Annotated in this window: 24 protein-coding genes; 13 read left to right on the top strand and 11 right to left on the bottom strand. The window is 57.9% G+C overall.

Translation table 11 applies throughout. From position 1 onward, the window contains the following. Positions 1-19: 19 nt before the first annotated feature. Positions 20-346, bottom strand: a complete 327-nt coding sequence (locus U5A67_RS34310) for a helix-turn-helix transcriptional regulator (protein WP_321959786.1) — start codon at positions 344-346, stop codon at positions 20-22. 389 nt (positions 347-735) lie between these two features. Between U5A67_RS34310 and U5A67_RS34315 the strand changes: the two genes are divergently transcribed. From U5A67_RS34315 to U5A67_RS34325, 3 genes are all read left to right on the top strand, one after another. Then, the gene (locus U5A67_RS34315) at positions 736-999 is read left to right on the top strand and encodes a hypothetical protein (protein WP_321817804.1); all 264 of its coding nucleotides are present in this window, start codon (positions 736-738) and stop codon (positions 997-999) included. 189 nt (positions 1,000-1,188) lie between these two features. Further along, positions 1,189-1,587 (top strand): DUF3564 family protein, encoded by a 399-nt coding sequence (locus tag U5A67_RS34320; protein ID WP_321817805.1) that lies wholly within the window; start codon positions 1,189-1,191, stop codon positions 1,585-1,587. 132 nt (positions 1,588-1,719) lie between these two features. After that, complete coding sequence (locus tag U5A67_RS34325) at positions 1,720-1,962, top strand: hypothetical protein (RefSeq protein ID WP_321817806.1); 243 nt, start codon at positions 1,720-1,722, stop codon at positions 1,960-1,962. Between the two features lie 15 nt (positions 1,963-1,977). Here the strand turns inward: U5A67_RS34325 and U5A67_RS34330 are convergent, their stop codons facing one another. From U5A67_RS34330 to U5A67_RS34350, 5 genes are all read right to left on the bottom strand, one after another. Continuing rightward, positions 1,978-2,337, bottom strand: a complete 360-nt coding sequence (locus tag U5A67_RS34330) for a hypothetical protein (RefSeq protein ID WP_321817807.1) — start codon at positions 2,335-2,337, stop codon at positions 1,978-1,980. Between the two features lie 69 nt (positions 2,338-2,406). Further along, positions 2,407-2,766, bottom strand: coding sequence for an H-NS histone family protein (locus U5A67_RS34335; protein WP_321817808.1), 360 nt, complete (start codon positions 2,764-2,766; stop codon positions 2,407-2,409). Positions 2,767-3,909: 1,143 nt separating this feature from the next. Continuing rightward, positions 3,910-4,089: a PAAR domain-containing protein gene (locus U5A67_RS34340; protein WP_321817809.1), complete on the bottom strand. Its 180-nt coding sequence runs from the start codon at positions 4,087-4,089 to the stop codon at positions 3,910-3,912. A gap of 56 nt (positions 4,090-4,145) precedes the next feature. Then, a complete protein-coding gene (locus tag U5A67_RS34345; protein ID WP_321817810.1) occupies positions 4,146-4,616 on the bottom strand; it encodes a hypothetical protein in 471 nt (156 codons plus the stop codon). Continuing rightward, a complete protein-coding gene (locus U5A67_RS34350) occupies positions 4,613-5,542 on the bottom strand; it encodes a hypothetical protein (protein ID WP_321817811.1) in 930 nt (309 codons plus the stop codon). Before U5A67_RS34350 ends, U5A67_RS34345 begins: the two co-directional genes overlap by 4 nt. Positions 5,543-6,081: 539 nt before the next feature. Here U5A67_RS34350 and U5A67_RS34355 point away from each other — a divergent pair. Then, the gene (locus U5A67_RS34355; RefSeq protein ID WP_321817812.1) at positions 6,082-6,465 is read left to right on the top strand and encodes a hypothetical protein; all 384 of its coding nucleotides are present in this window, start codon (positions 6,082-6,084) and stop codon (positions 6,463-6,465) included. Beyond that, on the top strand, positions 6,462-7,430 hold the full coding sequence (locus tag U5A67_RS34360; protein WP_321817813.1) for a hypothetical protein: 969 nt from the start codon (positions 6,462-6,464) through the stop codon (positions 7,428-7,430). The genes U5A67_RS34355 and U5A67_RS34360 overlap by 4 nt, the downstream gene beginning before the upstream one ends. Positions 7,431-8,329: 899 nt before the next feature. Here the strand turns inward: U5A67_RS34360 and U5A67_RS34365 are convergent. From U5A67_RS34365 to U5A67_RS34380, 4 genes are all read right to left on the bottom strand, one after another. Beyond that, positions 8,330-9,274, bottom strand: a complete 945-nt coding sequence (locus U5A67_RS34365; protein WP_321817814.1) for an Abi family protein — start codon at positions 9,272-9,274, stop codon at positions 8,330-8,332. A gap of 117 nt (positions 9,275-9,391) precedes the next feature. After that, on the bottom strand, positions 9,392-9,739 hold the full coding sequence (locus U5A67_RS34370) for a hypothetical protein (RefSeq protein ID WP_321817815.1): 348 nt from the start codon (positions 9,737-9,739) through the stop codon (positions 9,392-9,394). Positions 9,740-13,930: 4,191 nt separating this feature from the next. Further along, a complete protein-coding gene (locus U5A67_RS34375; RefSeq protein ID WP_321817817.1) occupies positions 13,931-14,902 on the bottom strand; it encodes a ParB/RepB/Spo0J family partition protein in 972 nt (323 codons plus the stop codon). Further along, complete coding sequence (locus U5A67_RS34380) at positions 14,899-16,107, bottom strand: ParA family protein (RefSeq protein WP_321817818.1); 1,209 nt, start codon at positions 16,105-16,107, stop codon at positions 14,899-14,901. The genes U5A67_RS34375 and U5A67_RS34380 overlap by 4 nt, the downstream gene beginning before the upstream one ends. 799 nt (positions 16,108-16,906) lie before the next feature. Between U5A67_RS34380 and U5A67_RS34385 the strand changes: the two genes are divergently transcribed. Further along, entirely contained in the window at positions 16,907-18,289 is a 1,383-nt protein-coding gene (locus tag U5A67_RS34385) for a replication initiation protein (RefSeq protein ID WP_321817819.1), read from the top strand. A 351-nt stretch (positions 18,290-18,640) separates the two neighbouring features. Here U5A67_RS34385 and U5A67_RS34390 read toward each other — a convergent pair whose 3' ends face one another. After that, positions 18,641-19,246 carry a hypothetical protein gene (locus U5A67_RS34390; protein WP_321817820.1) on the bottom strand — a complete coding sequence of 202 codons (606 nt, stop codon included), beginning with the start codon at positions 19,244-19,246 and terminating at the stop codon, positions 18,641-18,643. A 422-nt stretch (positions 19,247-19,668) separates the two neighbouring features. Here U5A67_RS34390 and U5A67_RS34395 point away from each other — a divergent pair, with 422 nt between their 5' ends. Genes U5A67_RS34395 through U5A67_RS34425 form a run of 7 tightly spaced genes read left to right on the top strand, consistent with a single transcriptional unit; the run spans position 19,669 to position 25,576 of the window. Continuing rightward, positions 19,669-20,373, top strand: coding sequence for a type IV secretion system protein (locus tag U5A67_RS34395; RefSeq protein ID WP_321817821.1), 705 nt, complete (start codon positions 19,669-19,671; stop codon positions 20,371-20,373). Next, positions 20,370-21,245: a TrbG/VirB9 family P-type conjugative transfer protein gene (locus U5A67_RS34400; protein WP_321817822.1), complete on the top strand. Its 876-nt coding sequence runs from the start codon at positions 20,370-20,372 to the stop codon at positions 21,243-21,245. Before U5A67_RS34395 ends, U5A67_RS34400 begins: the two co-directional genes overlap by 4 nt. Positions 21,246-21,247: 2 nt before the next feature. Further along, positions 21,248-22,531, top strand: a complete 1,284-nt coding sequence (locus tag U5A67_RS34405) for a TrbI/VirB10 family protein (protein ID WP_321817823.1) — start codon at positions 21,248-21,250, stop codon at positions 22,529-22,531. After that, on the top strand, positions 22,524-23,360 hold the full coding sequence (locus U5A67_RS34410) for a transglycosylase SLT domain-containing protein (RefSeq protein WP_415768014.1): 837 nt from the start codon (positions 22,524-22,526) through the stop codon (positions 23,358-23,360). Before U5A67_RS34405 ends, U5A67_RS34410 begins: the two co-directional genes overlap by 8 nt. Further along, positions 23,357-24,583: a TrbG/VirB9 family P-type conjugative transfer protein gene (locus tag U5A67_RS34415; protein ID WP_321817824.1), complete on the top strand. Its 1,227-nt coding sequence runs from the start codon at positions 23,357-23,359 to the stop codon at positions 24,581-24,583. Before U5A67_RS34410 ends, U5A67_RS34415 begins: the two co-directional genes overlap by 4 nt. Beyond that, a complete protein-coding gene (locus tag U5A67_RS34420; protein WP_415768016.1) occupies positions 24,583-25,005 on the top strand; it encodes a lytic transglycosylase domain-containing protein in 423 nt (140 codons plus the stop codon). The genes U5A67_RS34415 and U5A67_RS34420 overlap by 1 nt, the downstream gene beginning before the upstream one ends. A 7-nt stretch (positions 25,006-25,012) precedes the next feature. After that, entirely contained in the window at positions 25,013-25,576 is a 564-nt protein-coding gene (locus U5A67_RS34425) for a toxin co-regulated pilus biosynthesis Q family protein (RefSeq protein WP_321817825.1), read from the top strand. Positions 25,577-25,579: the final 3 nt, after the last annotated feature.

The raw sequence follows: 25,579 nt of genomic DNA on the forward strand, positions 1-25,579 counted from the left end.
TTTCCCTCGACCTCGTCACTCAATTCCCGCCGTGCCAGCGGCGACGCAACTCAGCCACAAGTACGTCATCGGAAAGATCCTTCAGGCAGACCAGCGCCGCCGTTTTGCGAGCGCGTGTAGCTGGTGCGTCCTCGCCAAAACGATCCCGCCCAAGGAGCGCGTGATTGATCTGGTCTACGGTCATCGGATGAGGTCGGCGAACGCCTGCCTCGTAATCGCGGATGTTTCGGGCGGTGCAGCCAAGTTTAGCAGCGAGATCCTGCTCAGTCATCGCGTGCTGTGTGCGAAGGCGCTTTAGATCGCTGGCGAAATTGCCATCACGCTCCAGAATGCCATCCTTCATCATCTCTCCAGAGTGAGTAGCGTGCGTTGTATGGCGGCTTCTCGCCTCGCCATATGGGCCGTCTGCACAAAATGGCAGAACGACGCCTGTTCATTCTCCCACGCGGGAGCATCCGTCGGAAAATGCTGTCTCTCGCGGTAATGGTGTTTTGTGCGCTCGCGGGAATGCTCGAAGCGACGTTGCGTTAAGAGTCCGTACCTGCCTAAGGCCTTCATGGTGGCTCATACTGCGACACCCAGTTGCGACCGCCCGCTTTCGCGTAGTACAGCGCTTCATCGGCAGCCTTGATCGCCGCATCCAGCTCATCTTCCGTTCCCGGCATCCGGCTGACCACACCGGAATGGACAGGAGGCAGGCGAAGAGGAAGAGACCGGGCGGCAGGCAGATATCATATGGAACGGTTCGCTCACTATCGCGGCTGGTCAATCGACGCCGCGCCCATCCTCGTCGGAAGACTTTTCCGGGCCAGCGCAGTGGTTGAGCGCCTCGTCGATGGCGAGCGTTTCATTTTTTCGGATCTCGGAGATCGCCCGACACTGGACGATGCCCAGTTGCGCGCGCTTGAGTGGACCCGCAACTGGATCGACAACAATTATCGCAACGAGCCCGTCTGGCACGGCGGTGACACGCATCGCGCGGCCACTCCAGCAAAGTGATTGCGGGATCGCAGACAGGACTGTCTCCAGTCCCGGCGCCCCGCGCGGAGATTGCCCTGCGAACCGGAATATCCGGCCTCTGGAATGCCAGACCCAACGCATCCCGGAAGTCTGCACGATATGAAAAGACGTGGATCTTTCTTTCAATCGCCCTAAACTGGGATTCTTCACGCATCTTTTCCGGACATCATGCGCCTCACCATCCTGATCAATGGCCCCGACCCGACCGTCAACCATGATTACGCCGTGCTGTGGCTCGACACGGATGAACAACGATGGTCCCGGGAAGCGCATTCTGGCGTCGACCTGCCGGAATGGGGCGAAATGGCAACGTCCGGCTCGCGAACCATTCTGACCGGGGCTGGGTCGAGCGAGCCGCTGTGTGTACTCAACAATCTGCAGGTCAGCCGTCATGGCGAAGTCAGCGGCGCCGACGGCATCGCGTCCATGGCGCAGGATCCCCGCTCGAAGACGGCCTGGCACTGGCGCCTTCAGGCGGTTGACCGGACGGGTGCACGGGCCGAAAGCGCGCTGTTTGCAGGCACTGGGGGGGCGGGCTATCCGGGTTACCGGCAGCGCACTGGCTGACCGGGCGCGACGGCAAAAATGCATTGCGCGCGGCGACGGTCAAGATATGGCCCGGCGCAAGGCAATCAGCGTTGTCACTTCATCCTGTCTGGTTTCGGCGGCTGCCAGGTCGTCGATGCAGCGGAGCACGGTATGGACGGCGACTCCCTTTTCGTGAATGACCATGAGTTCCGCGTCACCCTCGCCGAGACGGCACGGGGTGGCTGGACTATGGCTATCCTGCACATCGACCGTTCGGGGCCAGCGCCCGTCGAGCTGCGAGCGTCCATCGATATCGAATTCGCTTCGGAAGCAGAAGCGCTGCGCTACGCTAGGGTCGTCGTGGCCGAGATGGCGCAGCGGCGCGATGACGGCTGCACCGTGTCCGTCGATTAAGTCTGCGTCTCCGAGCTAGAAAAGGCCGCCCTGCCTTGTGTCCCTGACCGGCGGCAACGAGACCTTCGCCCGACGTGCGCCGTGACGGCGCACAATCCGCCGCACGTGTGCCACCAGCTCGACGCCGACCTCCTCACGCGTCACCCCATCCTTCGAGGCCAGCCGCAACGCGTAACGCTGCACGCCGCCGACCGCGCGATCGGGCAGCCTGCGTAGCGAGACATGCAGCCCGATGCGTCGGCCACGTTCGAGCAGCTGGGCGCGGCTCATCCCGCTCCAGCACATGGCAATGAAGTTCGCGACGTCCGGGGCCAGCGACTCGGGCGCGCTGGCGCACGGCAGGGCAATCGCGACGAGTTCGAAGCGGTCAGCCATCAGGCGAATTACCTCGCTATATGAAGGGGCGACGGGTGCACGACCCCGGCCAATGCAGACTAGGCCGCCTCATTCTTCGCCGGGCCACCAGGCCTGCGGTTGCGGCGCGTCGATCGCGTAGTCCTCCAAGCGCTTGCCTACAAGCCAGCGCGGGCGTTTGCCCTTGCCCGACCACTTGCTGCCGGTCACGGGATCGTAGTATTTCGCGGGCAGCAGCCGGGGCCGGTCGTAACCAAGCGCGCGGCGGACTTCCTGTTCAGTGATGCCGAGCAGCTCGACTTCCTCGCGGAATCGCGCCAGCGCCGCCGCGACTTCGCGCGCGCGGGCGTCTGCCAGCAGGTCGTTCACGTGGCCGAGTTCGGCGCGCAGCTGTTTCAGTTCGGACTGGGGTTCGGATACCAGCGTCAGGGCGGACTTGGGAGGGGACATGGGTCTTTTGGGAGCTAGCCGACGCGCGGCGACGGGATGATTCTAGTGATCCACTAGGCGGTCGCATAACAACGCGGCGCACCCTTGTGTCGCCCAATGAGGATACGTCCTATGTGCCCGTGGGCGTGCTTTCGTGCACCGGAACCTCCTCTCGGATGATTTTCAACTTCTTTGTCTCCCGGTGGCGGTAATAAATCAGTTTGTACTTGTCGATGATTTTCCCATCCGGCCCGCCGACGCGGACAACCCGAAGCCCTCTCCCTCCAGCTGCTGCCACACCGTTGAATCTAACATCGTCTCAAACATAAATCGTGTTATGGAGCTCTCATGCTAAAGGTGGTTTTGGCGCTGCATTCCAGACGTTTTCCTACCAGAGCTCTCGGCGGCATGCACGCGGCGAGACGGCCGCGAACCGCGGCCCTGTCGCTAACCGGTGTTAGCGATATAGCTCCGCTTTTCGCGGATTTAATGCGGACCGAGCCGAAGCGACGCTTTTATTGCGCTTGGAGTGCAAGCAAAACTGTCACTTCGGCGATTCAGAACGGCGTCCGGCCGAACCGGCACCGGTGACACATTTATTGCGTCCCACGATAAGGCGGCTCGTCGGGATGCAGTTCGCACTACAGACCACGTCGAACATTCGCAGTTGGTCCGCGCCCAGGTCTCCGTCCATCCATGAGCGGAAGCGACGGGGTGTGGTTGTCAGGTGTCCGGCCTCATGAAGCAACGTCAAGTCCGACATGCTGGGTCCACGGCAAGCGTGCCGCGGTCAATCCTGCATCCTTTGGAGAACCCGCTCCCCCCGTTTTCGTAACCAGTGGGAATCTGCCTGCAGTCGTCACTTTAGCCTCTTTTTTCAAGTTGACCGGCGCGCTGCCAGCTCTGCCCGATCCAACGGGACGTTGAACTCCGCATACGCTGCATTGCATCGCCAGATTTCGCTTTCATCGCGGCGAAAAATGGCAATACCGTCCTTCAGTTCGCACAACGCCTGCGGATACGCCGTGCTGTGCTCCTTGCTAATGGAGTCGCGGTAGCGCGAGATACACCGCTCTGCTCCGCATACTTCAATGCGCTATACATCCGGCGTTTGGACTGGCTGCCACGTGATTCTTTCCACATGGACACCTCACCAGGTCTCCGTCAAGAATGCACATCTAAACCACTTCCCTGGATCGGATGTTCTCCAGAACAATTTCCGCATGTCGCCATATCCTGATCAAGTGCGATGCGACGGTCACCGTCGAGCATGCTCGAACTCGCAGCTATGACCTCACCACCCGTGGTGGTCTTATCTCCGTGACACACTATCGCCTTGCTCATTTCGGGACCTCACCCACCCATCAACTGGACAAATCCAACAACGATAAAAATCTAAATTAGCCGCCAATTTTCTTGGTTTTCGTAAACAGAAAACCTTTCCCAGACCAGAGATATTCATTCACAGAATAGTCTTCGCTACCTGGATCGCTAACGCTGTACTCCGATATCATCGGGGTTCCTATTTTGTTGACACCTACCTTGACTCCGGTCCCGTACGATACGAATTGAAGAGAAAAATCTTTCCCCGTGCTCGCGAAAACCCCTGTATACGAATTGGTAGCACTCAGATTCGGCTCGACGAGACAAACTGAGATTTTCTTACCATGAAATGATTCGCTATATTCATCAAATCTAAGTCCACTGTCAAATTCCTGAAGAGGACAACTATCCTTTCCACAAACGAATGCCTGCATTTCCGCATCCCTATAGAGTGCTTTCGCCATCGCGTCATGTTGAACATCCGTTCCGCACGCATGTGAAAATTCAGCAATCAAAGAAAGAACGGTGAGTAAAACGAATCTCTTCATGGTCGCTGCTTCTCCAGTGAAACTTGAATGTTGTGGGTCGTTGGGAAGTACTTTTTCTTCGGATGATGTGTGTGCGGGTCAATCACAGGGGTACCATCCGGATTAAGAACTGTTTCGAGTGCCGTATTTCTACGCCACACAAATTCAAGCGGCTCTGACGCACCAAGCTCGATCAAATCGAGAAGAATGTATCGAATGTACACAAATGATTGTAGACGATGCTCAAGTCCATTGATATTCTGGTTTGGCACATTGCCGTTGGTAGAGCGAGATGCCTGAACCGCCGTCTCGATCTTAATTCCACCCTGATCTGTTGTCTTAAGCGTATTAGTCCCGATGGCTGTCATCTCCCTGCACGTCCAGTATAACCCCGCGCTATCCGCACAATTGTGTCGATTGAATACTGTATTGGTATCTGCCAGCAACACGTCCGGATTCCATTTCAGATGCGCGAACTTCGCCGGAACCGCCGGATCGTCGGGGAACTTCCTGAACTCACCATACTTTGAGTAATTGGGCTCTTTCGTAAGCTGTATCAAACCACGACCATAGTACGGGTTATATGACCTGTGCTCGCCTTCAAATTCACGGACCGCCTTGAACCACCCCGACTCTTCCATGAGCTGGGCCAAAAAATGAGTCGCTCTTGCTTTAGTCGCATCAATTCCATACTTACGAATTGCCGTGTTGAACTCGACCTCCCAAGCTTTCCCCTGACGCATCGCGTCTTGCCATGGATGGGACGAGGACACAAAATGGGTACCTGAAAGCGATAGCATCGCGCGCGGGACGCACTGCGCAATTTCGTCAGCTGAAAGCCAGTCGCATTTTCTGAAATGGCGAATGAAGGCTAGCGGATGAAAGAACCAGAAGCTCTTCCCTCCGGAGAGCGATGGCACCTGATCAAAAAACTGGAGCTTCTTCACGAAGCCCAAAAATCTCTCATAGCCATACGGATCGGTATCCTTGGTGCGCCCAAAGTACCCATCACGTCAAATAGAAAATAAGCGGAGGCGCGCGTTGCCGCGCTTTACCGCACAACTGACTTCGACGCATTGATTGCGGTCTACACCCGCTCTCCTGCTTTGCCGCTCATTGCTATCGGACAACCGCGCGTCATGGCAAAGAGTGTTACGGACAGAATGCCAGCCGTCCCCGTAGAAGCCGTACCACCTCCCGATCGCATTAGATGTATGCGCAACCAATGTGGTTTCTCACTGACTCCACTTGGGATTCAAGCCTGGAGTAGACAATCGATCGCTAATTATTTCGCTCTGGCTCTACACATATCGGTATTTTTGCCGATCTATAGGGAGGGATCTGCGCGCTCGGTCGTCGAACGGCTGACCGCGCCCGCGTCTCTATCCAGAAGCAGTGGTGGCTGACCGCGTCGCGCCCGGCGAGTCTTTTCGCCGCTGCTATGCCACTCCTACTTTTTACTGTTCTTTTGTACAAGGAAGCCGAAATGTTCATCAACCTTGAAATGTGGGACGAAGAGCCGCGACACGATGGCGCGGTTGTCCGTCCTGGATCGCAGCTCGATGCTCATCTGGACATGCAGGCACTCAAATGCCGCGTGCGGTCAATCAATCTACACGGCCTTCTGTCGTTTGAGAAAATCCGAATCTGGACGATTGGCCGCCCGCGTACTAATGGAAATTACTCGGATGTGCTGGAGGGCGTCCGGCTGCTGTTGGCTGATTCGTCCAGTTACGTTGTAATCGTCGATGATCGCGACCGGACCTTTGAGGACATCCTCGCAGAAGCGTGCGCCAGCGGTGATGTGGTCTACCGGGGCTATGACCATTCGAACTACGCGCGAAACTATATCCATAAGGAAACGCTGTGAGCGCGCAGAAAAAAACGAAATCAGCGACACGCAGTCCCAATGCTGTGCGCCGCCGTGCCACTCCTGAGGGCTCTTCACTGAACGCACAACCCGAATCAACAACAAGCTCGGACGCGCATACGAACAATGCTCGCGAAACAGGAACGTGGTGGAAATCACGCGCAAACGATGCTTCACATCACGTCGACCACCCTGCTGCGTACTACGTCGCGAATGCTCTAAGTCTTCTCTTTTCCACGTTCCTGGCATGGAACGCATACTTCACCCAAGACCGCTTCTGGTCGAACCTGAACATGATAATCATGGCGGGCGCATCGACTCTCGCCGCCGCTACCAGTACGCTGCTACAGATCAGGCCACTTCGTGCATCCGTCAGTCTACCGGTGACCGGCGTATTGCTTCTGGGAGGTTCGGCGTGGCTGTACCAGGACGCCAGCAATCAAACCGTTGCGCGACTTCACAAGTATTTCGCCTTTGACGTTTCGCAACTCACGCAAGCGATCGCAACCGGCACCAAATACCTCTATGCCCTCGAAGCGGCAGTTTGCATCGCATCGCTCGGCTCCGTTGCCGCGATAACGGTCGCTTACGCATGTGCGTTCCGGCGCACTCCAGGCGCCAAGGATCGGACTGACTGGTGGTTCCGCGGTGTGTCGCTTGGGATGGTAGTGGCCTTCGTGCTCGTCGCGGCTGTGTCGTCCAGAATTTCCGATACAGTCGCCGCCGATGCCATCGCTGTTCACGCAGCCTACGATGTCGACTTCACCGGACTCCATGATTGTCCACACGTCCCACACGGCGACAAGGTACTGCTCTCGAAAATGTCCGACAACATCGGTTACGCAATGCACATGGAGTTACCCGACCGGCGTCTTCTTTCCATTTCCAAGGCAGATCTTGGCGTGAAGTCGCCAAATCTCAATCAGTTGACCGTCGTGACCTGTAACGAACCCCCTAGGTCTTAACTGCTTGGATCTGCTTCGCCGCCAAAAGCTGCGATATGGATGAATTGTCTGTTCGTACCTCGGCGCAAATACTCGAGTGTGATTGCGCGGGACCGTGAATTCGGTAGAGCCATCCCTTCATCGCGAGATGCACCGCGTTTTGCCTCCGGGGGGTTGCCTGAATCGAAGGGGCCGTTCGCGCCAAAGGGAGGATCGTTCTCGCCGAAGCTAGCGAGAACGAATCCTGAAACAGATCATGTGGCGGCACACGAGGGCGCTCTTTCTGGAAGGGTCAACATATTATTTAGGATTTCGAATAAATTGCCAGACTGGAAGGTGGCTGCCCGAAGCAGTTGGCCGTGTGTATGTGAGTTCAGGCATAGCGAGATCGATCGCCAAGACGCTGGCGAAGCACGATCACGGCGGCGGCGATCGACGAGTGACAACTGATGCGGCAACAGGAAGAATATGAGCGTGCATTATCTGGCGTACCGGCCAGTAGGCACCCGTTAAATCCAGCGGTTCTAGCGAATTCGCGGCGGGGTCTGTTCACCGTGATTGCGTTGCCTATTCTGGGTTGTCCCGCTTCGCTGCTTCGGTAATGTGCAGTTTCCAGCGAAAAACTCACTCCCCCTTCATAGCGCGACGTTATAAAAGGGTTCGACCGAATTTTTAAGATTATGCGTTCGATGAATACATGATGGCGCGATCGCACGCGATGGGTGCGATTGCATTAGACAATAAAAAAGGGACGCTTTCGCGTCCCTTCGGCGTCTAGAGTGTTGCGCATCGTTGAGAGGCGTCTCCAGCGTTTTCACCAACAATAGTAACGAAATCTCAATCGGATGTCAAAACGGCATCGGATACCGTCTCGAATCTACGGCTGTCCCGACGGGCGGGCCGCCACAGTCCACGTCGAATCACTTCCACGCGGGGCGCGTTTCCCATCCTGTCGGGAAGCCCAAGTGCGCCCCTGCGTCGACATGACAGCAGCCCGTTAACGTCCGGCTGAGCGCATCGCGCCACTCAGCTCCGTAGCCGAGCGGATCCAAAAGTGCCTTCATCATCGCCGCACGCGAATAGAACGAATGCGGATCCATCATCTCTGGTGCAAAGTGTATGAGCGCTTTCCCCGCAGGTCTGGCGGGCGGCGATACCGTCATCTTCATGTCCCACAAGCGCGAGTGATGGGCGCAAGCGTTACGCAGATCCGTTAGCGATTGTAGCCAACCTCCCAGCAGCACGTCCGGGATCTCCTGCCACGCGTGCCGGCCGGCGGCCTTACGATCACGGATGGTCAGGGCATCAAAAACCCGGGACAAGGCGCCTAGACTCAGCCGTTCGCATACCAACCAGATCGGCGGCAGTTCGGGCTTCGCATAGGTCTGGTAGTAGTGCGTCAATGCCAGACCTTTCTTGTTTTCGCACTCCCTTGCGATCTGGTCCAATACCCGCGCATATTGACGCAGATCGCCGAAGCGCTCGCGATCGCTATACCAGTGGCTACCGAATTCAATCGACAACGGATTGCTGAGCGCGGCCCGCAACGCGACTTCAATGCGTTCGACCGCATCCATTGTGATCGAGCGCAGCCGTCGGTCGAAATCGTACAGCTCGACAACATCGGAAAATCGCGTCCGAGGCCAGAATTTCCGAGTGACCGGGTTCTGGAATCTGCGCATGTAGATCAGCAGACGAAAGTGTCCCACGGACCGCAGTGTCGTTAAGTTCGACTGGCGATCGTCAATCTGAAGTCCCCGATCCCACAAACGATGTAGCGTCTCTTCAGCGCTGAGCGCCACTTTTGAATACGTCTTGGTCGGCGCGGCTGGCGCAGCCTTTGTTTTTCGTTTCTTTGCCATCATGACTCCATGCTGCGGCACATTGTACGTGGCACGGATCGCCCGCGCGACCGACGGCCAGCCGCCCCCGAAGCCACCCAGCAAGTCACCATCGCAGGTGGGAAAGGAATCAGTCGATGTTCAGAAAAGTCCCCCCTGCCGCGCATCGCGCGGCGGCGGCAGCGACACCTTCGCCCGTCGCGGCCCTCGCCGGCGCACGACCCGCACGTGCGCGATGAGCTCGACGCACATCGCCTGCGTCACCAGCACGAGCGAGTAACAGCATGCGCCCCCAGGAGCGGCGGTCGCGGGAGCTTTCATGATCCGCAGCGAGGCGCGCAGGGCCAGCCGCCGTGCACGGTCCAGCAGTTGGGCGCGGCTCATGCCATTCCAGCACGCCGCGATAAACGCCGTGACGCATGCAGGCAGGGATTCCGGAGCACGGTCGGGCGGCAATGCGAGAGCAACGAGTTCGAAGCGGTCCGCCATTGTACGTGTGACTCTCTGTATGTATTGGGGGCAAGGCGGGGTCCAGTGGGAACAAGGCCACCGGGCTGAAGATTTGGCCGGGGAGACTCGATCTGTCACGGCTCCGGGCAAGACAATTCCTCTCACCCTGGCATAGCAGCCCGAGGCGTCCTGATCGTCGCCCGGCCATCACGGTTGCGGCGCATCGATCGCGTAATCCTTAGCCGTTTGCGCGACGGCCGGTCATAGCCCACCGCACAGCGGATTTCCGGTTGGGTGATCCCAGCAGGGCGACGTCCTCCCGCAACCGGTCGAGCACTGCGGAGCCTTCACGCGCCCGGGCATCGGCCAGCACATCGTTGACATCGCCAAGTTCGGCTCGCAGGGTTTTCAGCTCGGACGTGAGCCTACGTCGCAGAAGCCGGCGTAGCCGCGATTTCCCGATTCTAGCGTGCGCCAGGCGACCCTGGTGCTGCGGCCCGGCGGGTCTCCCGTTGCCGTTTCCGGACATCGCACCGCCGGAGCTGGTTCAGGTCGCCAAACATGATTCGACAGTCTGTCGCGACCTCATTACAGAATACGTATCAAAATGTACGCTTATAGTGAACGCGACGCCCGTCGTGGGCCAAGGCACCGCTAGGTACGATTTCGGCTACGACGGTGACCGGGCGGCCGTGAAACATTATCCAAAAGCAGGCAGGTTAACGTTAAAAATCCACGACTTAGAGCTCTCCACAAACCGTCCCCCATTGTTTCACGCACGCGCCCGGCAAACGGCAAGACTTAAGCCACGTTTCCGCCCTAATGTGACTTAGCAAGTACTTTGCATCGCAGTTGCCCCGCTCCTCATTGCACCAGAACCTCAAGAACCTCAAGAACCAAAAGCGATACCTAATTTAGCCTATGAAGCAACGTGATTGGCTTTTCGGAATTCATCCTCGCGATCACCGTCCGCAGACTCAAGAACAAGCTCATAGACACTCCCTGGACTTCGTGGAACTCGGCAACGTCAACCCAGGTCTCTCCACCGTGCCGATCGCACGCTAGAAGAACGAAACTCGCATGCCACGCGTTCCGCGAACTGACTCACAGCTCTCGCTCGACGCTCCGAATCTGCAGTGCACCGCTTTTTTCGTCGTGTAGGGACATAGATCAAGATACCGCGCGAAAGAGGTTAGTAATTTGCACGTCGGCGCTATGGAGCTTCGCCCGAAAGAGTCATGTTGAAAAAGCCTCGTTGGCCTGTCATTCTACGTTTGTGTGTGCATGATGGCTCATACGGTCGGCGCGATAGCAACAACGCGGCGGTTACCTACTTCACAGTGACCGCGTGACCGCCTGCCCGCCCTCATGTTCTGCTTGTTGTCGCCGACTGTTCAATATCGGCTGTTTTCTCAGTCAGCTTCCGGCGACACAGAATTCCCTTACGCCCTCATCGACCAAAATACGTCGGCAAGCCACGTTTTCAGCCTGACCCCACCGCCCGACCTGTCAGATGGTGACGTCGTCGGAGGCTGGCTCGAGGCCACGGCTTCGGGGCATCATTGTCTCCCGGTCACAAAACTTGGCCAGTACAGTACCGACGAGCAGGGGGTCTTCTGGTGCGCCTTGGGGAGGTACTCGCATTCTGCCTGTACCCTCGACGACTTCAGCAGCCAAATTGTCTCCTTGCAGGCCTTCGCGCCGAGGGCAAACCACAAGCGTGGCGAAGCTCAACAGAGCGACGCCCTTCCCTCGGCGCGAAATCAGTCGATTCGGCGACTCAGTCCAAAGGCATCGTCACATCGCCGTTGGACTCATTCTAGGAGAACGGCCACATGCAATTGAACCGAGCCAGCGGGCAGCCGGAGGTTGTCCATCGTTCTGGAACGGCCGGCTCGCTTTTTTCCACCACCAAAATGGCGTTGCTGCGTGAGGCCATCTCCGTCCACCCAGTTATCACCCACGAGGGCCGCCAGTCAAAAGATGTGACTTTTCCGATGTGGATCCATTCAGCTGGATAGGCTGACGTGCAAGCGAGGCCATCGCGAGCCAGTGCCCACAGCAACTACGCAAGGACTACCCGGGCGCGCCGTAAGGGCCACAAAGCCGTGATAGATGCACGCGCTGTCTATTCGAGAGTCCCGGACCGAGTCAGAATTCCCCCGTGCCGACACCGAATGACCAACGCTTTCGCTTCGCCTCAGCGTGCCGCACGAAGTTCAGCCAGAGTAAAGCCATACACGCCTGCGCGTCGTTAGGGAAGCTGAGCGCAAGAATAGGCAATGCAGAGAAACGCACGGCGCGGTGCGCAGCGCCTGCCCGAAACCTCAACCGACCGGCTGCACCACTCGTCCGTAATGGCCCCCGCCGAAACTGTTGTGTGCCGGCCGCACGCACGGCGCGCTTGCAGAATTGGAATCCACGGATATGTGAACCTAAAACCATTCCGTCGACGATAATCCCGCCGGTGTGCATGCCGTCAACGCGTGCGCCACAGGCCAATAATCTTAGAGGCATCCGATCTTGTACCCCGCCAGAAACACTGATTCGAAACTCCGGGAAAATCCCGGAGTTTGTACTGGAAGTCCGGGATTTTCCCGGAGTTCTTAGATTACGTTTTCACAATCTCCGGGTTAATGTCCGACTTTCAAAAGAAGGCACGCCATCCTGCGTTCGTCTCCTGATTCGATTCGAGCGTATTTCCGGCCCTACTCAAGGGATCGGGATCGAAGGGAAGTGTCTCTATTAGAGACACACTACGGCGAGCTCTCGACATCGGTTGAACGTTTCGTTCATATTGGAAGATCGATTGGTGAACAAAAGATTAGCCGCAGGTTCGATGGGCGCCGGAAAATCGATGAAAAAAAGCTAGTTCAGTCGACCGACATTGCTAGCGCCATATCCACACTTCAACCGAGGGAGGATGCCTGCCGAGTCAGGGGGGAAAATTCCAGTGTTGAATACAAATGTAGTCAGCGTGGCAACCTTCGCTCTCCCCACGCAGCCTTCCCGGCGTGCGCACGGACGACGATTCACGCATCACACAGATGCCCCTGAAATCTTGCTGTAATGGCGCTCCGACGCAGAGTCATTGCGATCTATTATTGGATAGTTCTCTCAGTTCAACTTTTGCCGGACTTCGCTTTAGCTATGAATTGAAGCGAGGACGCTGCGTCCCGGTCAAAGTGTCTCTATTAGAGACACTTTGACCAGTAGCGCGGCAAGCCTTTCATTCACGGCGACGAAGATAACGCTACCGGCATAGCAATCTTTTACAGCACATAATTTCGCTTAGGATCGGCGAGCAGACGCGTAGGATTCGCCAACTCGCGACAATGCGCGGTTGTTCCAGAAGTAATGCCACGCGGCCGGGCGGAAGCTCGTCAACTTCGCTGGCAAGCGGCTCACGCAATGGAGCAATGGCTCTCATATGCCACGGATGACGGGCTGGCCAGTACACACGCAGCCACAGACACACAAAGATCGGGCGCGAGCGGTCTCAAGCGTCTTCGAGAAGCGCGCCGGCTTCCTGTGTTTCAGCCGCACGGAAATGGGCGATGGTCTTCCGATATCCGCCTCGCAGTAAATCAATCTGGACCGTGATAACGGACGCGTGTTCGTACTGCAACTCGGTCCATACATACTGTCGAAGACAGGCGCACGACCTCGGCGAAGTCTGCTCAACACCCTTTTTGCGACGCGCGCAACAGGTTTAACTTGATCCTCATACGGCGCGAGGTGATTGAATTGGTCCCACATTCCGACGGCGGGATCGACGTGGGCACCACGCTTGGCGCCGTCGAACGATGTCTGCTTCGTTGCGCCGCTTGCAAGCCTCCTCAAGCGCGAATGTGCCTTGCGAAGAGTCCGCGCCGCAAGGTCAAGGGAACGACCAACCGCCAGATAATGAAGTCCCACATTCGGTCAGCACATGAACGACACGCGAGCCGCGTAGTCCGCGCAAAATGTCGAGCCCGTGGAGAGGAGCAAGGAGGAAGCCACATCGCAAAGTCCAGGCGCAATGCCTAGCCCGATCGGTCGACCTCCGAGTTTCAGAGTGTCTCTATTAGAGACACTCTGAAACTCTGCTCGTCGGATGCATTGAGACAGTACGCACACACGCTTCACAGTTGATCCTGTACACAAAAGCTCGAAATTGCCCTATGGGACCTCTTTGTCGGCAGGCATAAAAAAAGCCCGCTAAAGCGGGCTTTCGTGCACTCAAGGCGCTTATGCTACCCCGGTGAAAAGTTGAGCAATTAACTCGCGAACCTGCTTTTCCTTCTCCGCGGTAAGCATTCCTGCTCGAATCTTGACCGTCAATCCATCAGAGTCTCTTGTAATGGACCCAGCCTGATTTCCCCCTGCAAAAATTTTGTCGATCTTACGATCACTGACATTGTTATCGACCCTTCCGTCAGCCTCAATCGCCTGTTTAATAGTCCGGGCCAGTTTCGTTTGGTCCAGATCCCCGGCGACAACTTTCGCCCACACTTCCTTCGCAAGATCGAACGCCCTCGGGTTTTGATCTCGCAACACCGAAACCATACTTTGGGCAGCGTTCGCACCGAGCAATCGCGGCTGAACGTCCAAATCCCTTATCACGAAGTCTGGCAAATCGCCAAATGAGAGGAAGCGATAAAGTTCCGAACGCGATATACCCAATGCCTCCGCAACTCGTTTCCGGTTAGGAAATTCTTTCTCTGACCGACGGATCGAGCGCGAAATTTCGTAATCAGATAAGTCGTCGCGCACGACATTTTCGACGAGAGCAAGCGTCGCCATCTCCTCGTCCGAAAGGTCCACCACAAAAGCCTTGATGAACTCCTTCTCGATCATCTTGTGGGCGCGCCAGCGACGCTCTCCTGCTACAAGCTGATAACCCGCATCCTTGCGACGAACGACAATAGGTTGGACGAGACCTGATTCGCGAATTGACTCGGCGAGTTGTGTAAGCTTTCCTTCCGCAAAAACCTGCCGTGGCTGCCAAGGATTGGGAACGATACTGGCAACTTTAATCTCCGAAGACGGACCCGATTTTTCCAACTCAGATATTCGCAGTTGTGCTTGAGCCAGCGCTCCTGCCATACCTGGCGCAGTAAGCGGCGCCTTATTCTTTTCTGGCTGCTCATCAAGCTTGATATCTTTCGTTGCTCGGACGTCGGCCGTTTTGGCCATCATACGGTCACGCAGGCTGCTCATTGGCCGGCCCTCCACTGTGCAACGTACTGGTCATCTATCCACTTACAATAATCCATTAGTGGTTGCTTCACTCGCGCGAGCGTCTTTGCCACGGTGTCCGCTCGCGATAAATCAAATACCGTCGAGAACGCCAGTGCACCATTGCTCATGACCGAGCTGGCTGGAATTTCGATCGCGTGGAGCCAATCTCCATATGCACGTTGCGTCCACGAACGGACAACTGGTGCGGATGATGTCGTCCCATAGTCAACCTTGGAGAGCAGCACGGAAACAAAGTCATAGGTCTTATCGACGTCGTGCTCAGCAAAGCCATTCGCAACCTCAGCGAACAACGACCAAAACGAAGAGGACGAAATGAAGTCGAGACTCTCTGGTACCAATGGCATTACCATTGAATCAGCGGCCATCAGTCCATTTAGCGTCATGTAGGAAAGCGACGGGGCGGTGTCGATAATGATGTAGTCATACTGTGCGCGCAGCGGCTCTATCCCATTGCGCAAAATCGACCAGAACTTGAACCCAGGGTTTGTTTTCTGCTCAGCAGGAAGATGGAACTCCGCATCATGCAGATAGTTGTGTGCCGGAATGATGTCCAACCCGTCCCAGTAAGTAGTCTGGACTTTTGAACGAAGGCCGCCCTCAATGGTGGGGTCGTAGATGTAGGGGAGAACAGTGTCGTCCCAATTGATATCTTTCTCCGCGTAAAGGCCACAGAGTTCCGAGAGCGATGCCTGAGGATCCAAGTCGATCATGAGGACTTTGCGCCCGCGCAGGCTCAGTCCTTGCCCTAGGCACATCGAGGTTGTAGTCTTGCACGACCCTCCTTTGAAGTTCGCCGTTGTCAGCACACGGCCGCGTTGTTCCCTAGTACCCGTCACAAGCGGCGTCTGATAGATCGTCGAGACCTTTTGCACCCAGTGCCTCGCGTCCTTCAACGAAAAAATCCGTGCGCGGCCCGTACCGGCCGTCTCACCGCTAGGAAGCTCGCTACCATCCTTGGTCGCAAGGTAATTGATCTTCTGTCGATCAAGGCCGCAAAGATCCGATAGTTCGCCAATCGTAAAGACCGGCGCGTTTTTGCGGGGACGCGGTGCCAAAATTTGGTCGCGCAGCTCGTCAGTCATGACTTTCAAACGGTCCGCGAACTCACTGAAATCAGTAAGTTTCACACGACGATCAATGCTTGGAAGTTCACTCAAATTCATGTTGGAAATACCCTTTTGTCAAAGGTGAGGCGATTTCCGGACGCCCAGCCTTCATTTCTACGGTTTGGCAGCATTCGCCCGTCGAAGCGTAGAATACTCGTCGTGCCGGAGAATTGCCATTACATTCGACCCTTTCGACACTTTTTGACCCGCTTTATCTGAAAAGTGCTGAAATTCAATCGTTTAGGCTCAAGCTTTTCGTTGTTCAACGAGTTTTGACCCCGTACTTCAGCGTCCTCAAGTCCAATTTCCGCTTCTTGTCCCCTCTAGGTCAACACAAAACACCTCACCTTTGAGCTGAAAAAGCCGTTCGGTTTGGATCAGCTTTCACTCGTTAGCACAATTCGCCTCACCTTCGAGAACCTCGTTTCTCCACCGAACGCTGTTCTTTGGTGATCTAGGTGCCTTGAGCTAGCTACGATCGCCGATCTTTTTTTCTGGAACGCAGCCGGGTTGGTTAGTTTGTTTTTTGTAAACATAAAACCTACCAACCACTAACGTAAAACCGACAATTCAATAGAATCAATTGGTTAAGTCTTTAAGGTGAGGGAATTTGTGCGCATGGTGCTGTGAATTGAGCACTATGGTGAAACGTTTACCCCGCTAAGGTGAGGTATTTGGGGTCTGGAGGTGAGGTGTTTACGTGACGAAGGTGAGGTAAGTTGTGATGGCTGCCGCCGCAAGGTGAGGTGTTTTGGGCAGAGTGGCATGCCAAGGTGAGGTGATCTGTGTTGACAGCGCACTTTGCCGTCGGTACCGTACGGCACAAACATACGGCCACGAAGGCGAGGGGAGTCGGATGACGACAGGAGGGCAAGTGGCCACGTCAAGGCAGTTGGCGTTGGCACTCTTCGACGATGCGCGGGGTGAGGACCTACCGGTCGAAGCCGCACGAAAAGATATCGGCTTTGCCCGAAAGAACGTTCTCATCAGGATCGTAGACCTTGGCGTTGCCGCTCGCCGATTGATTGACGCCGCATATTTCGTCGTCGCACAGGAGACTGAAGTTCACGATCTTTACGACGTCGAACTCGACTACTTCAAATGGCTAATGCGGTATTCAAGCCGCAACAACGCCCACCTTGAGCAGGTCATCACAGAAGCGCAGAGAGCTTTGATCCAGGCGACGGCAGAAGCCGAGGCTGACGGAACGAAGCCGTTCGGCTCTGTTCAGTTAATCGGCCGAATCTCCTACGCCGGCGGCCGCTTCCAGTTTCGGGTTCCTCCTGATCTCATCGGCATTATCCGCGGCCCAGGAAAGTCACACTGGTTGAGCCTTCGTATCACGTCGCTGTTTACGCTTAGCTACGCGCGCGTGATGTACGACCATCTTCTGCCATACGCTGACGGAGGTGTAACCGAATGGTTCACGCTGGACGAATTGCGATCGTGGCAAGGAGCGATTGGAGCGAAGGCGAAGGAGTTCAAGTATTTCAAACGCGACTGGCTTGGGCCGGCAGTAGAGCAGATCAATGCGGTCTCCGACTTGCAGCTGTCCTTCGAGACCCGCAACGAGCAGGGCTCGCGTAAGATCGGTCGTCTGCGCTTTCGTATCGAACGCAAAGCTGTCGAAGAACGCTTGTTGCATACGCATGAGCAAGCGAAAGCGCTGTACGAGACGCTCAAACAAGAATTCGGTCTCTCCAGCGCGCAATTTGGCCAAATAGCTTCCGACCGTGATACTTACACCGACGAGCGCTTGGAACAGGCGATTGAGCGTACTCGCTTTAGTCTTAGGCTCGGCAAGGTGTCGAAGAGTCCTGCTGGCTTTTTCATGAAAGCGTTAAAAGAGCGATGGATTGTCTCCGATGCAGAACGTCAGATGGTCGAGCAGCAGAAGACGCTCGCTCTTGCTGAACAACGCGAAGCGGACGTGCGAGAGCATATGGAGACTCGTATTGCTTTGCAAATCGCCGCGCAGGACGTCCACGCACAAAATCGTGTCGTTGATGAGGTGCGGCGTGGGTGGGAAGCCTATGACGCAGCGACGGCGAAGCAGCGTGATGAGTGGAGGCGAACTTATAAATCGAGCGCCGCCGGCAAACTGACGCTGCGTCGACTGGGAATCGAGCCGTCGATCGAACTGCTTGAACAAGTCATTCAGCGATACCCCGATCTGAGAGATGCTTTCGCAGGGTACGTGTTCACAAAGACGCGCACGGGCAAGAGTAGGGCGGGGTAATTTGGCACGGCAATCTCCCTAAGTGCAGAACAGCCGCGTGTAGCGCCGCAGCGGCTTGTGTTGCAGCTGGGCACAGAGCCGTCGATGAGCGTCGTTTAGACGAAATTTGAAATGCTCGTGAAGCACCCCTTTGGCTGAACACGAAGGAACGCGAGAGCCTCGTGAAAAAATTCACGGCACACAGATAGTTTCGGCATCCTATGCATTGAGCCGCAAGGGATGCAGCCTGCGCAGGTCAAGGAGTAAATGTATTGCACTGGCGCACAATTAATAAAACGTTCAGCATTTTTGTGGCTGGTGAGGTACGCAAAGTCAAACGGGTGAAGGCGGTTACAACCTACCACGTCAATCCTAGCGTCGGGTTTGGGAACGGTGAATCCGAGCGCTCCGCGCGTCGTGGGCGTCACTGCGTCGTTCGGCTATCAACGTGGCTTCGAACAAAGTAAGAGCTGACGATAGCCAAGTTTCGAGCTTAGCAAAACTACCCGTAAATCGAGATAGATCGCCCATTTCGACGCGCAAGCTTTGCTTGTCACGCCCGATACGCACGCGAACGGGTGTCAGGTCTGATTCCGGCAGACGATCTGCGACAACGTATTCAAGAAGGTCATCTAGCTCCCAAAAGCCTGCCTCCTTCGCATCGTGGATACGAGTAACGATTTCCTTTTCCCCAAGCCTCTCGATTGCGTCAAGGATGAGCTTCCCAGTACGAAAGGTGATGGCGCTAGCGCCGCCCAATGCGTCAACGATGATCGGTGAGATTCGCGCCAACGATAACAGCCGAGACAATATGGGAGTCGACACTCCGAGATCAGCCGCTAGATCTCGTTGTGTCGTCCAGACCCCTGAGGTCAGCAAAGATCGATAGAACACACCGAGTTCATAGTTCGAGCATTGATTCGCACGGATTTGGTCATGCATCCCGCGAGCAGTGATTTGGTCGAGTTGGGAATTCAAGCTAAAGGATCGATTCATTTTCAAGTATGCGAGCTTGCCCGCCGCATTGGATCGTCAAGCACGGTCTCCGGTTTTCGTCGTGCCATGTTGGGCAGAGAGGACTGAGCACGAAGAGAGAGTTTCTAAGCGCTTTAGAACTTCGGGGTTCTCTTGCGACCTAAGTCTTTGATTTAATTTAAAACTGGCAAAGGCTCAGCGTGTTAAATTTTTGAAATGTCAGGCTAGCACCGATTACGCTGGGCACAAAGACTCGAAAGCTCACTAAAAACTGCACCATTTCGCTGAAACGATTGCAGGCGCTTGGGAAGCGTCCTGACTGAAAGCGATGATGCGAATGGTGTGCAAAATCGTCCCGCTTTTGACGCCGAGCACCCGGGCCGCCACTGTTCCAATTGACGCGAACCCACTCGTGCGCGCGCGTCATGTCTTTTCTCCGCAGGTCCAAGAAGCAGGTTGCTCTCTCTACCGCTCCCGGCGGCTACTCCGAAGAAGATCCCGAAAAGATCATCTTCGACGGGGGCACGCGTCTGCGGGTTGAGTCCAACCACTGGAAACTTTTCGCGTTTGCGCTTGCGGTCATCGCAGGCGGGGCAGTCTGGACGCGTCAGCCGCCGCCGTCGGTCGTGAAGGCCTATGGCATTGCCGCCGATGCCGGTGGTCACCCGCTCATCAAGCAACTCGCTGCCTACAAGCCGGACGATCAGGCACTACGCAAATCCATCGCCGAATCGGTCGGCTACTGGTTCACTATCGAGCCAGTACTGACGCCCACGATCGAAACCTCTCGCCTCGCGCGCAACATCAACGCCGTCAAGGCGCAGATGCTCGACAACGCGAAAAACCAGTTTGCCGACTGGATCAAGAAGGATGCGCCGTTCCAGACCATTACGGCCAATCCCAAGTACGTGCGCGAGGTGTCGGTCAAGAGCGTGTCAGTGCTCGACGACTCGACCGTGGTGGCGGAGTTCACGACGACCACGACCCAGTTTCCATCCGACCGGCCCGTTGAACAGCGCTTCGCGCTGACGCTGCGCTATCAGATCGTTCCGGCCAGTTCGGACGACGCGGTGGGCACCAACCCGTTCGGGATCTTCTTCCCGTTCTTCACCCTCCAGAAAATCGCATGACGACTCCGGCCCGCTTCCTGTTGCCGCCTGCCGCGCTCGCGTGCGCGCTGGTGTTTTCCCATGCGGCCGTCGCCGCACCGAAGTCATCGCTTGCGGGAGGCTCGCTCGATATCGGCGCGATCATGGGCGATCCGATGAGCCCGGTGAATCCCTATAACGCGGGCACCGATCCCGTGACGCTGCCTAACGACGCGCGTCTCGCGATCTTCCCGTACAGCCGCGACCAGATTTTCAGGATTCTCACGGCCCCAGCGAAGCTCACGACAATCGAGCTGGCGCCTGGCGAGAAGCTGACTGTCGACCCGGCGATGGGCGATTCAGTCTCGTGGGCGATCGATACGGACGGTGCGAATCATGTGTACATCAAGCCGATGAAGCCGGGCATGGTGAACACGCTTCATCTGACCACGAATCTGCGCGAGTACGACATGACGCTCGTGTCTTCGCCACTGGGTGGCCTCTTCTATCAGTCGGTGCGCTTTCGCTACACCGAATCGCTGATGGCGAAGGTGCGGGCGCGTGCGGGGGCGGAAGCCGGGGGAGGTGTTGCCCAGAGCGGCGACGCGCCAACGGACTCCGGCCCGATCGGCGTCTCGCCGGAGCAGCTCAACTTCGAATACACCATCTCGGGTTCGGCACCGTTCAAGCCGGAGACGGTTTTCGACGATGGCAAGTTCGTGTGGCTGCGTCTGCCTGCCGATGCGCCTTTTGCCGTGCCGATCGTCAAGGATCACGGCGATGACGTCGCGCCGAACTTCATCCGTCGCGGGCCGTATATCGTCGTCCAGCAGATGGCCGACAAGATCGTGCTGCGCGCGCAGAACGATGAAGTCACCATCACCCGCGGCCGACGCGGACTCTTCGGATTCTGAGCATGTCGAGCCAGAACCCCCAAAACCTCTCGGACCAGGAGCGCGTCACAAAGGGCAAGTCGCCCCGCAACGCGCTGGTCGGCGTGGGTGTGATTTTCGCCGTGGTTATCGGCGCGCTCGGCTATTACTACCAGTCGAAGGCCGCAGCGCAGGCCGATGACGATGCGAAGGCCGAAAAGGCTGCGAAGACGGCTGCGTCTGTCGACCACACGCCCAATGGTCAGGACATCGACAAGATCATTCAGGATCAACAGGCTCGCGCACGCGCTGATGAGCGCAAAGCCCGCGCGGCTGCGGCGGCTGCGTCCGCGCCGCAGGAAGCCGCGAAGCCTGGACTCTCGCTCGACCAGTTCGCGAAAGAACCGCAGACGCCGGGCCTCGCCGCGCAGGCTAAAGACGATTCGATCTACGCCTCGCCGATTTTTGCGCCTGGCCACAAGGTCAAGGATCAGGGCGAGGCCGCCCAGACCAACGGCGTCGCAGGCCTGATGACGCCGCAGCAGATGTTGGCGGCCCAGCAGTCGGCGGCGCAACAGGCCGCAACCGGCTCGGCGGATGCTCAGGCGCGCGCGCTCGCAACGGCCATGGGTCAGGCGCAGGGCAAGACAGCCGCCATCTCGTCGCAGGAAACGGATCTCCAGTTCATGCGGGACGCGAAGGCGCAGTCGGCATCGGGCGAAGGTTTCCTGAGCGCGGGCTTCGTTGGCCAGTCCGGCACATGCACGCTCTCGCCGCCTCACCATATCCAGGTGCTGGTCACCGAGGGCGAAAACTCGGACCGCCCCGGCACTGCGTCGTTGATGGTCGAGCAAAACGTGTACGACAGCGTGACCGGCACGTGTCTCATGATTCCGAAGGGGACCTTCATCACCGCGCCCTACCAGTCGGACATCAAGGTCGGGCAGGAGAGCATTCTCGTCGCTGCCACGGAGATGCGTCTGCCCAACGGGAAGCAGGTGCCCCTCTTCGGCGCACAGGGCGCGGACCAGAACGGTTACGCGGGCTTCTCGGGCGACGTAAACAACCACTTCTGGAAGATCTATAGCGCGTCGTTCCTCACCGCGCTGCTGGTGAATCACTTCAGCAGTGGCGACACGTCGTCGACCACGAGCGGCCCCTATGGCGTCACGCAGGTCGGCAGTACGGCGGGTCAGGTCGCTGCGCAAACCTCGCAGTCGATCCTGAGCCGCTACCAGAACATCCCGCCAACGATCACGATCAAGCCAGGTCAGCGCTTCATGGTGAAGGTGAATCGCGATATTCATCTGGAGCCCTATCGTGGCTAGGCACGCGCATGCCTCCCTCCGACGCGCGCTGGCTGCCCTGACGCTCTCGCTTGTGGCGACGGCGGCCTGTGCGGCCGATTCCGCCTCGATCAACCAGGTCATCAGCCCGGTGTCGCTTGTGCTCGCGTCTGGCGCGACGCGCGAGGTCGCGTCGATCGACGGCACGCCGGTGCTCTACTGCGGGCTGCAGGCCTTCGAAACGTGGGCCGCGCCCCTGGTAGGGCAGACCGTGCGCAGCACGCCCGATACGGGAATGTCGGTCTCGGTGGACGCGCGCGACGTGTCGCTCGCCGGTCTCATGGTGCGTAGCGGCTGGCTGCGCCCGGTCGAGCTCGATGACGAGGCGCAGGCGGCCATGACCGAGGGTCGCGGCGGCTGGGCCTGCGCCCAGGCCGTCACGCCCTTCGAGATCCTGCACACGAGCGTTGATCCAAAGGTACTTGCCGGCATCGCGCTCAATGAGTCCGCCTACCACGGCCGCGCCTGGCCCTGGACCTTGAACGTCGCGGGCCGTGGCTACTTTTTTCGATCGCGCGAAGACGCAATGGGCGCGATCCGCTCACTCATTGCTGCGGGTCGTTGTGACTTCGACGTCGGGATCATGCAGATCAACTGGTGCTATCACCGGCAACGTTTTGCGTCGCCGTGGGAGGCGCTTGCGCCCGCAACGAACGTGCGGGTGGCCGAAGACATTCTCAACGAGAACTACCGCCGCACCCACTCGATCGCGAAGGCGATCGCCTGGTATCACAGCGCCAACCCGGTACCGGGCAGCGCCTACCTTGCGCGCTTCGTGCGACACATCAACCAAATTAACGCGGGCTTATGAAGCTTTCCGTTTGCAGTCTTGCCGTCGTCTGCCTGATCGCCGCGGCGCGCGTGTCGGTGGCGGGCACAGAACCCTTTGATTTCGACTACGAAATTGCGGGTGGCATCGCTGAGCGCCCGGCGCTCATCTTCAACGACGGCGCGAAGACCTACATCCAGCCGCGTGCAGGCCAGTCGATCAGCGTGACGGGTGGCCACCGCGAAGGGCCGTATGTCGTCGTCGACGGCACACCGTCAAGCATCCAGTACACGGTCGCGGGGCATACGGCGAGCGCGTCGTGGAACCGCGCCAACACGTTTATCGGTGGCCACGGGCTGGTTCCCGGTTCCGGAGATGACCAGCCGGTGGCGTTCGCGGGCTTCAGCGGTCGCCTCTCCCTCGTGGGCGACCATGGCGCGCTCGAGCCTGTGCGCGCACTCAACGCCAGCATGCCGGTCGCGGCTGTGGTGAAGGCGCTCGTTCCGCAGGGCTGGAGTGGCTCGGCCCAAAAGGATGTGGATCTGAGCGCTGCAAGCCGCTTTGAAACGCAGCCTGGCGAGAACTGGATGCACGCGCTGGACCGTCTCATGAATCAGACGGGTCTCTATGCCGACGTGGATTTTGACTCGCGCCATGTGCGGCTGCGTCGCGAGATCGAGAAGTCGGGCGCGCTTAATTTTGCGGTCGCGTCGACGACCAGCGCGCCGACGGCTGCGGATGCTTCGGGGCAGCCCACCGCGTCGCCGGAGTCGCTCCTCTCGAAGTATTTCGGCGCGAATGCGATTCGTGACGGCGACGACACGCACACGCAGATCCGCTTCGCCGCGAAGCCGAAGGATCTGACGTTCAGCACGGCAGACGGCAAGTCACTGCACCCGAAATGGGACGCGGATGCTGGCGTGATGACGATCGATCGCGCGGACCGCTTCGTCGTGGCCGACGCTACGAACCACGTCGAGGTCGCGCGAAACGCCGGCACGGTCTACGACTTCGCCACGGGTAACTCCGCGCATCTCGAATCCGTGTTTGACGAAGGCGGCCAGACGTACTTCAAGTTCGCCCCCAGCGTGATCAACGTGACGGTCGCTGACGTTCACCACCTCGGCTCGGGCGAACAGAAGGGGCGCTACTACATGTTTAACGGCACGTCAGAGCAATTCATCGTGACGGCCGATGGCCAGACCATCAGCGTGCTGCGCCGCCATGAAGTGAAGTATTTCGAACGCGCAGGAGCGTCGTCGTGATGCGCACGCCCGTTTTCGCGATGGCTGCAACGCTCGCCAGCATCGTCCCTTTCGTGGCACACGCTGATTGTCTCGACGACGCGGCCGCGTTTCGCCACATCAACGTGCAGCTCGTGCGTGCCATTGCGAAGCAGGAGTCGGGCATGCGTGCGGACGCCATCAATGTGAATCGCAATGGCACCGAGGATCTCGGGCTGATGCAGATCAACTCGTCATGGCTTCCGAAGCTCGCGCGCTACGGCATCCGCCGTGAGTACCTCTTCAACGCGTGCATCAACGCCTACGTGGGCACGTGGATTCTCGCGTCCAACATCCAGCAATTCGGGCCGACCTGGAAAGCGGTGGGCGCTTACAACTCGCCGACGAGCGCACACCAGCTCGCCTACGCCAATTCGATCTACCGTCGCCTGCAGGGCCATTAAGCCAGCCATGAGCAAAATCAACCTCCTCGCGTCGTCCCTGCTGGCCCTGTATTGCGCCGCTGGCGTCGCCGCTGTTGATCCCGACCAGTCTCGCGTGCATCCGCCGCAGGGGGAGGGCTGGCAGGTACTTAGCCCGGCCACGATGGTCGCATCGGCGCCAGCACCGACGTCAGCGTTCGCGGCGCCGTCGGCATCTGCGCTTTCGTCGCCGCCTTTGCTCGCCACCTCCATCGCGAGCGCACCGGCCGCTTCTACCGACGTGAAGGCCGTCGTACTGCCGGGCGCGCCAACGGGGGAGCCTACGGGCACGATGACTTTCTCGATCACGCCGCAGTCGATGAACCTGCGCAATGCGCTCGATGCCTGGCTGCAGACGCTCGGCTGGCAACTCGCATGGAAGATCGACGACGACCTTCCTGTCGAATTCAACGCGACGTTCACTGGTGACTTTCGCTCCGTGCTTACGCAGGTGATGGAGGCCACCAACCACATGCGCACGCCCGCCCGCGTGTGCAAGCACACCAACAACGTCATCCGCGTGATCGCCCGCGCGGCGAACTGCAAGGACTGATCC

The sequence above is a fragment of the Paraburkholderia sp. J69-1 genome (genome assembly GCF_905220255.1).
GTDB lineage: Bacteria > Pseudomonadota > Gammaproteobacteria > Burkholderiales > Burkholderiaceae > Paraburkholderia.

Bases quoted from the DNA above. Each gene is read 5' to 3' on its own strand.
- U5A67_RS34365 (WP_321817814.1), bottom strand. From the start codon at position 9,274: ATGATGGCAAAGAAACGAAAAACAAAGGCTGCGCCAGCCGCGCCGACC.
- U5A67_RS34380 (WP_321817818.1), bottom strand. From the start codon at position 16,107: ATGAATTTGAGTGAACTTCCAAGCATTGATCGTCGTGTGAAACTTACT.
- U5A67_RS34330 (WP_321817807.1), bottom strand. From the start codon at position 2,337: ATGGCTGACCGCTTCGAACTCGTCGCGATTGCCCTGCCGTGCGCCAGC.
- U5A67_RS34355 (WP_321817812.1), top strand. From the start codon at position 6,082: ATGTTCATCAACCTTGAAATGTGGGACGAAGAGCCGCGACACGATGGC.
- U5A67_RS34400 (WP_321817822.1), top strand. From the start codon at position 20,370: ATGACGACTCCGGCCCGCTTCCTGTTGCCGCCTGCCGCGCTCGCGTGC.
- U5A67_RS34370 (WP_321817815.1), bottom strand. From the start codon at position 9,739: ATGGCGGACCGCTTCGAACTCGTTGCTCTCGCATTGCCGCCCGACCGT.
- U5A67_RS34320 (WP_321817805.1), top strand. From the start codon at position 1,189: ATGCGCCTCACCATCCTGATCAATGGCCCCGACCCGACCGTCAACCAT.
- U5A67_RS34325 (WP_321817806.1), top strand. From the start codon at position 1,720: ATGGACGGCGACTCCCTTTTCGTGAATGACCATGAGTTCCGCGTCACC.
- U5A67_RS34385 (WP_321817819.1), top strand. From the start codon at position 16,907: ATGACGACAGGAGGGCAAGTGGCCACGTCAAGGCAGTTGGCGTTGGCA.
- U5A67_RS34395 (WP_321817821.1), top strand. From the start codon at position 19,669: ATGTCTTTTCTCCGCAGGTCCAAGAAGCAGGTTGCTCTCTCTACCGCT.
- U5A67_RS34405 (WP_321817823.1), top strand. From the start codon at position 21,248: ATGTCGAGCCAGAACCCCCAAAACCTCTCGGACCAGGAGCGCGTCACA.
- U5A67_RS34415 (WP_321817824.1), top strand. From the start codon at position 23,357: ATGAAGCTTTCCGTTTGCAGTCTTGCCGTCGTCTGCCTGATCGCCGCG.
- U5A67_RS34340 (WP_321817809.1), bottom strand. From the start codon at position 4,089: ATGAGCAAGGCGATAGTGTGTCACGGAGATAAGACCACCACGGGTGGT.
- U5A67_RS34310 (WP_321959786.1), bottom strand. From the start codon at position 346: ATGATGAAGGATGGCATTCTGGAGCGTGATGGCAATTTCGCCAGCGAT.
- U5A67_RS34425 (WP_321817825.1), top strand. From the start codon at position 25,013: ATGAGCAAAATCAACCTCCTCGCGTCGTCCCTGCTGGCCCTGTATTGC.
- U5A67_RS34375 (WP_321817817.1), bottom strand. From the start codon at position 14,902: ATGAGCAGCCTGCGTGACCGTATGATGGCCAAAACGGCCGACGTCCGA.
- U5A67_RS34420 (WP_415768016.1), top strand. From the start codon at position 24,583: ATGCGCACGCCCGTTTTCGCGATGGCTGCAACGCTCGCCAGCATCGTC.
- U5A67_RS34335 (WP_321817808.1), bottom strand. From the start codon at position 2,766: ATGTCCCCTCCCAAGTCCGCCCTGACGCTGGTATCCGAACCCCAGTCC.
- U5A67_RS34315 (WP_321817804.1), top strand. From the start codon at position 736: ATGGAACGGTTCGCTCACTATCGCGGCTGGTCAATCGACGCCGCGCCC.
- U5A67_RS34345 (WP_321817810.1), bottom strand. From the start codon at position 4,616: ATGAAGAGATTCGTTTTACTCACCGTTCTTTCTTTGATTGCTGAATTT.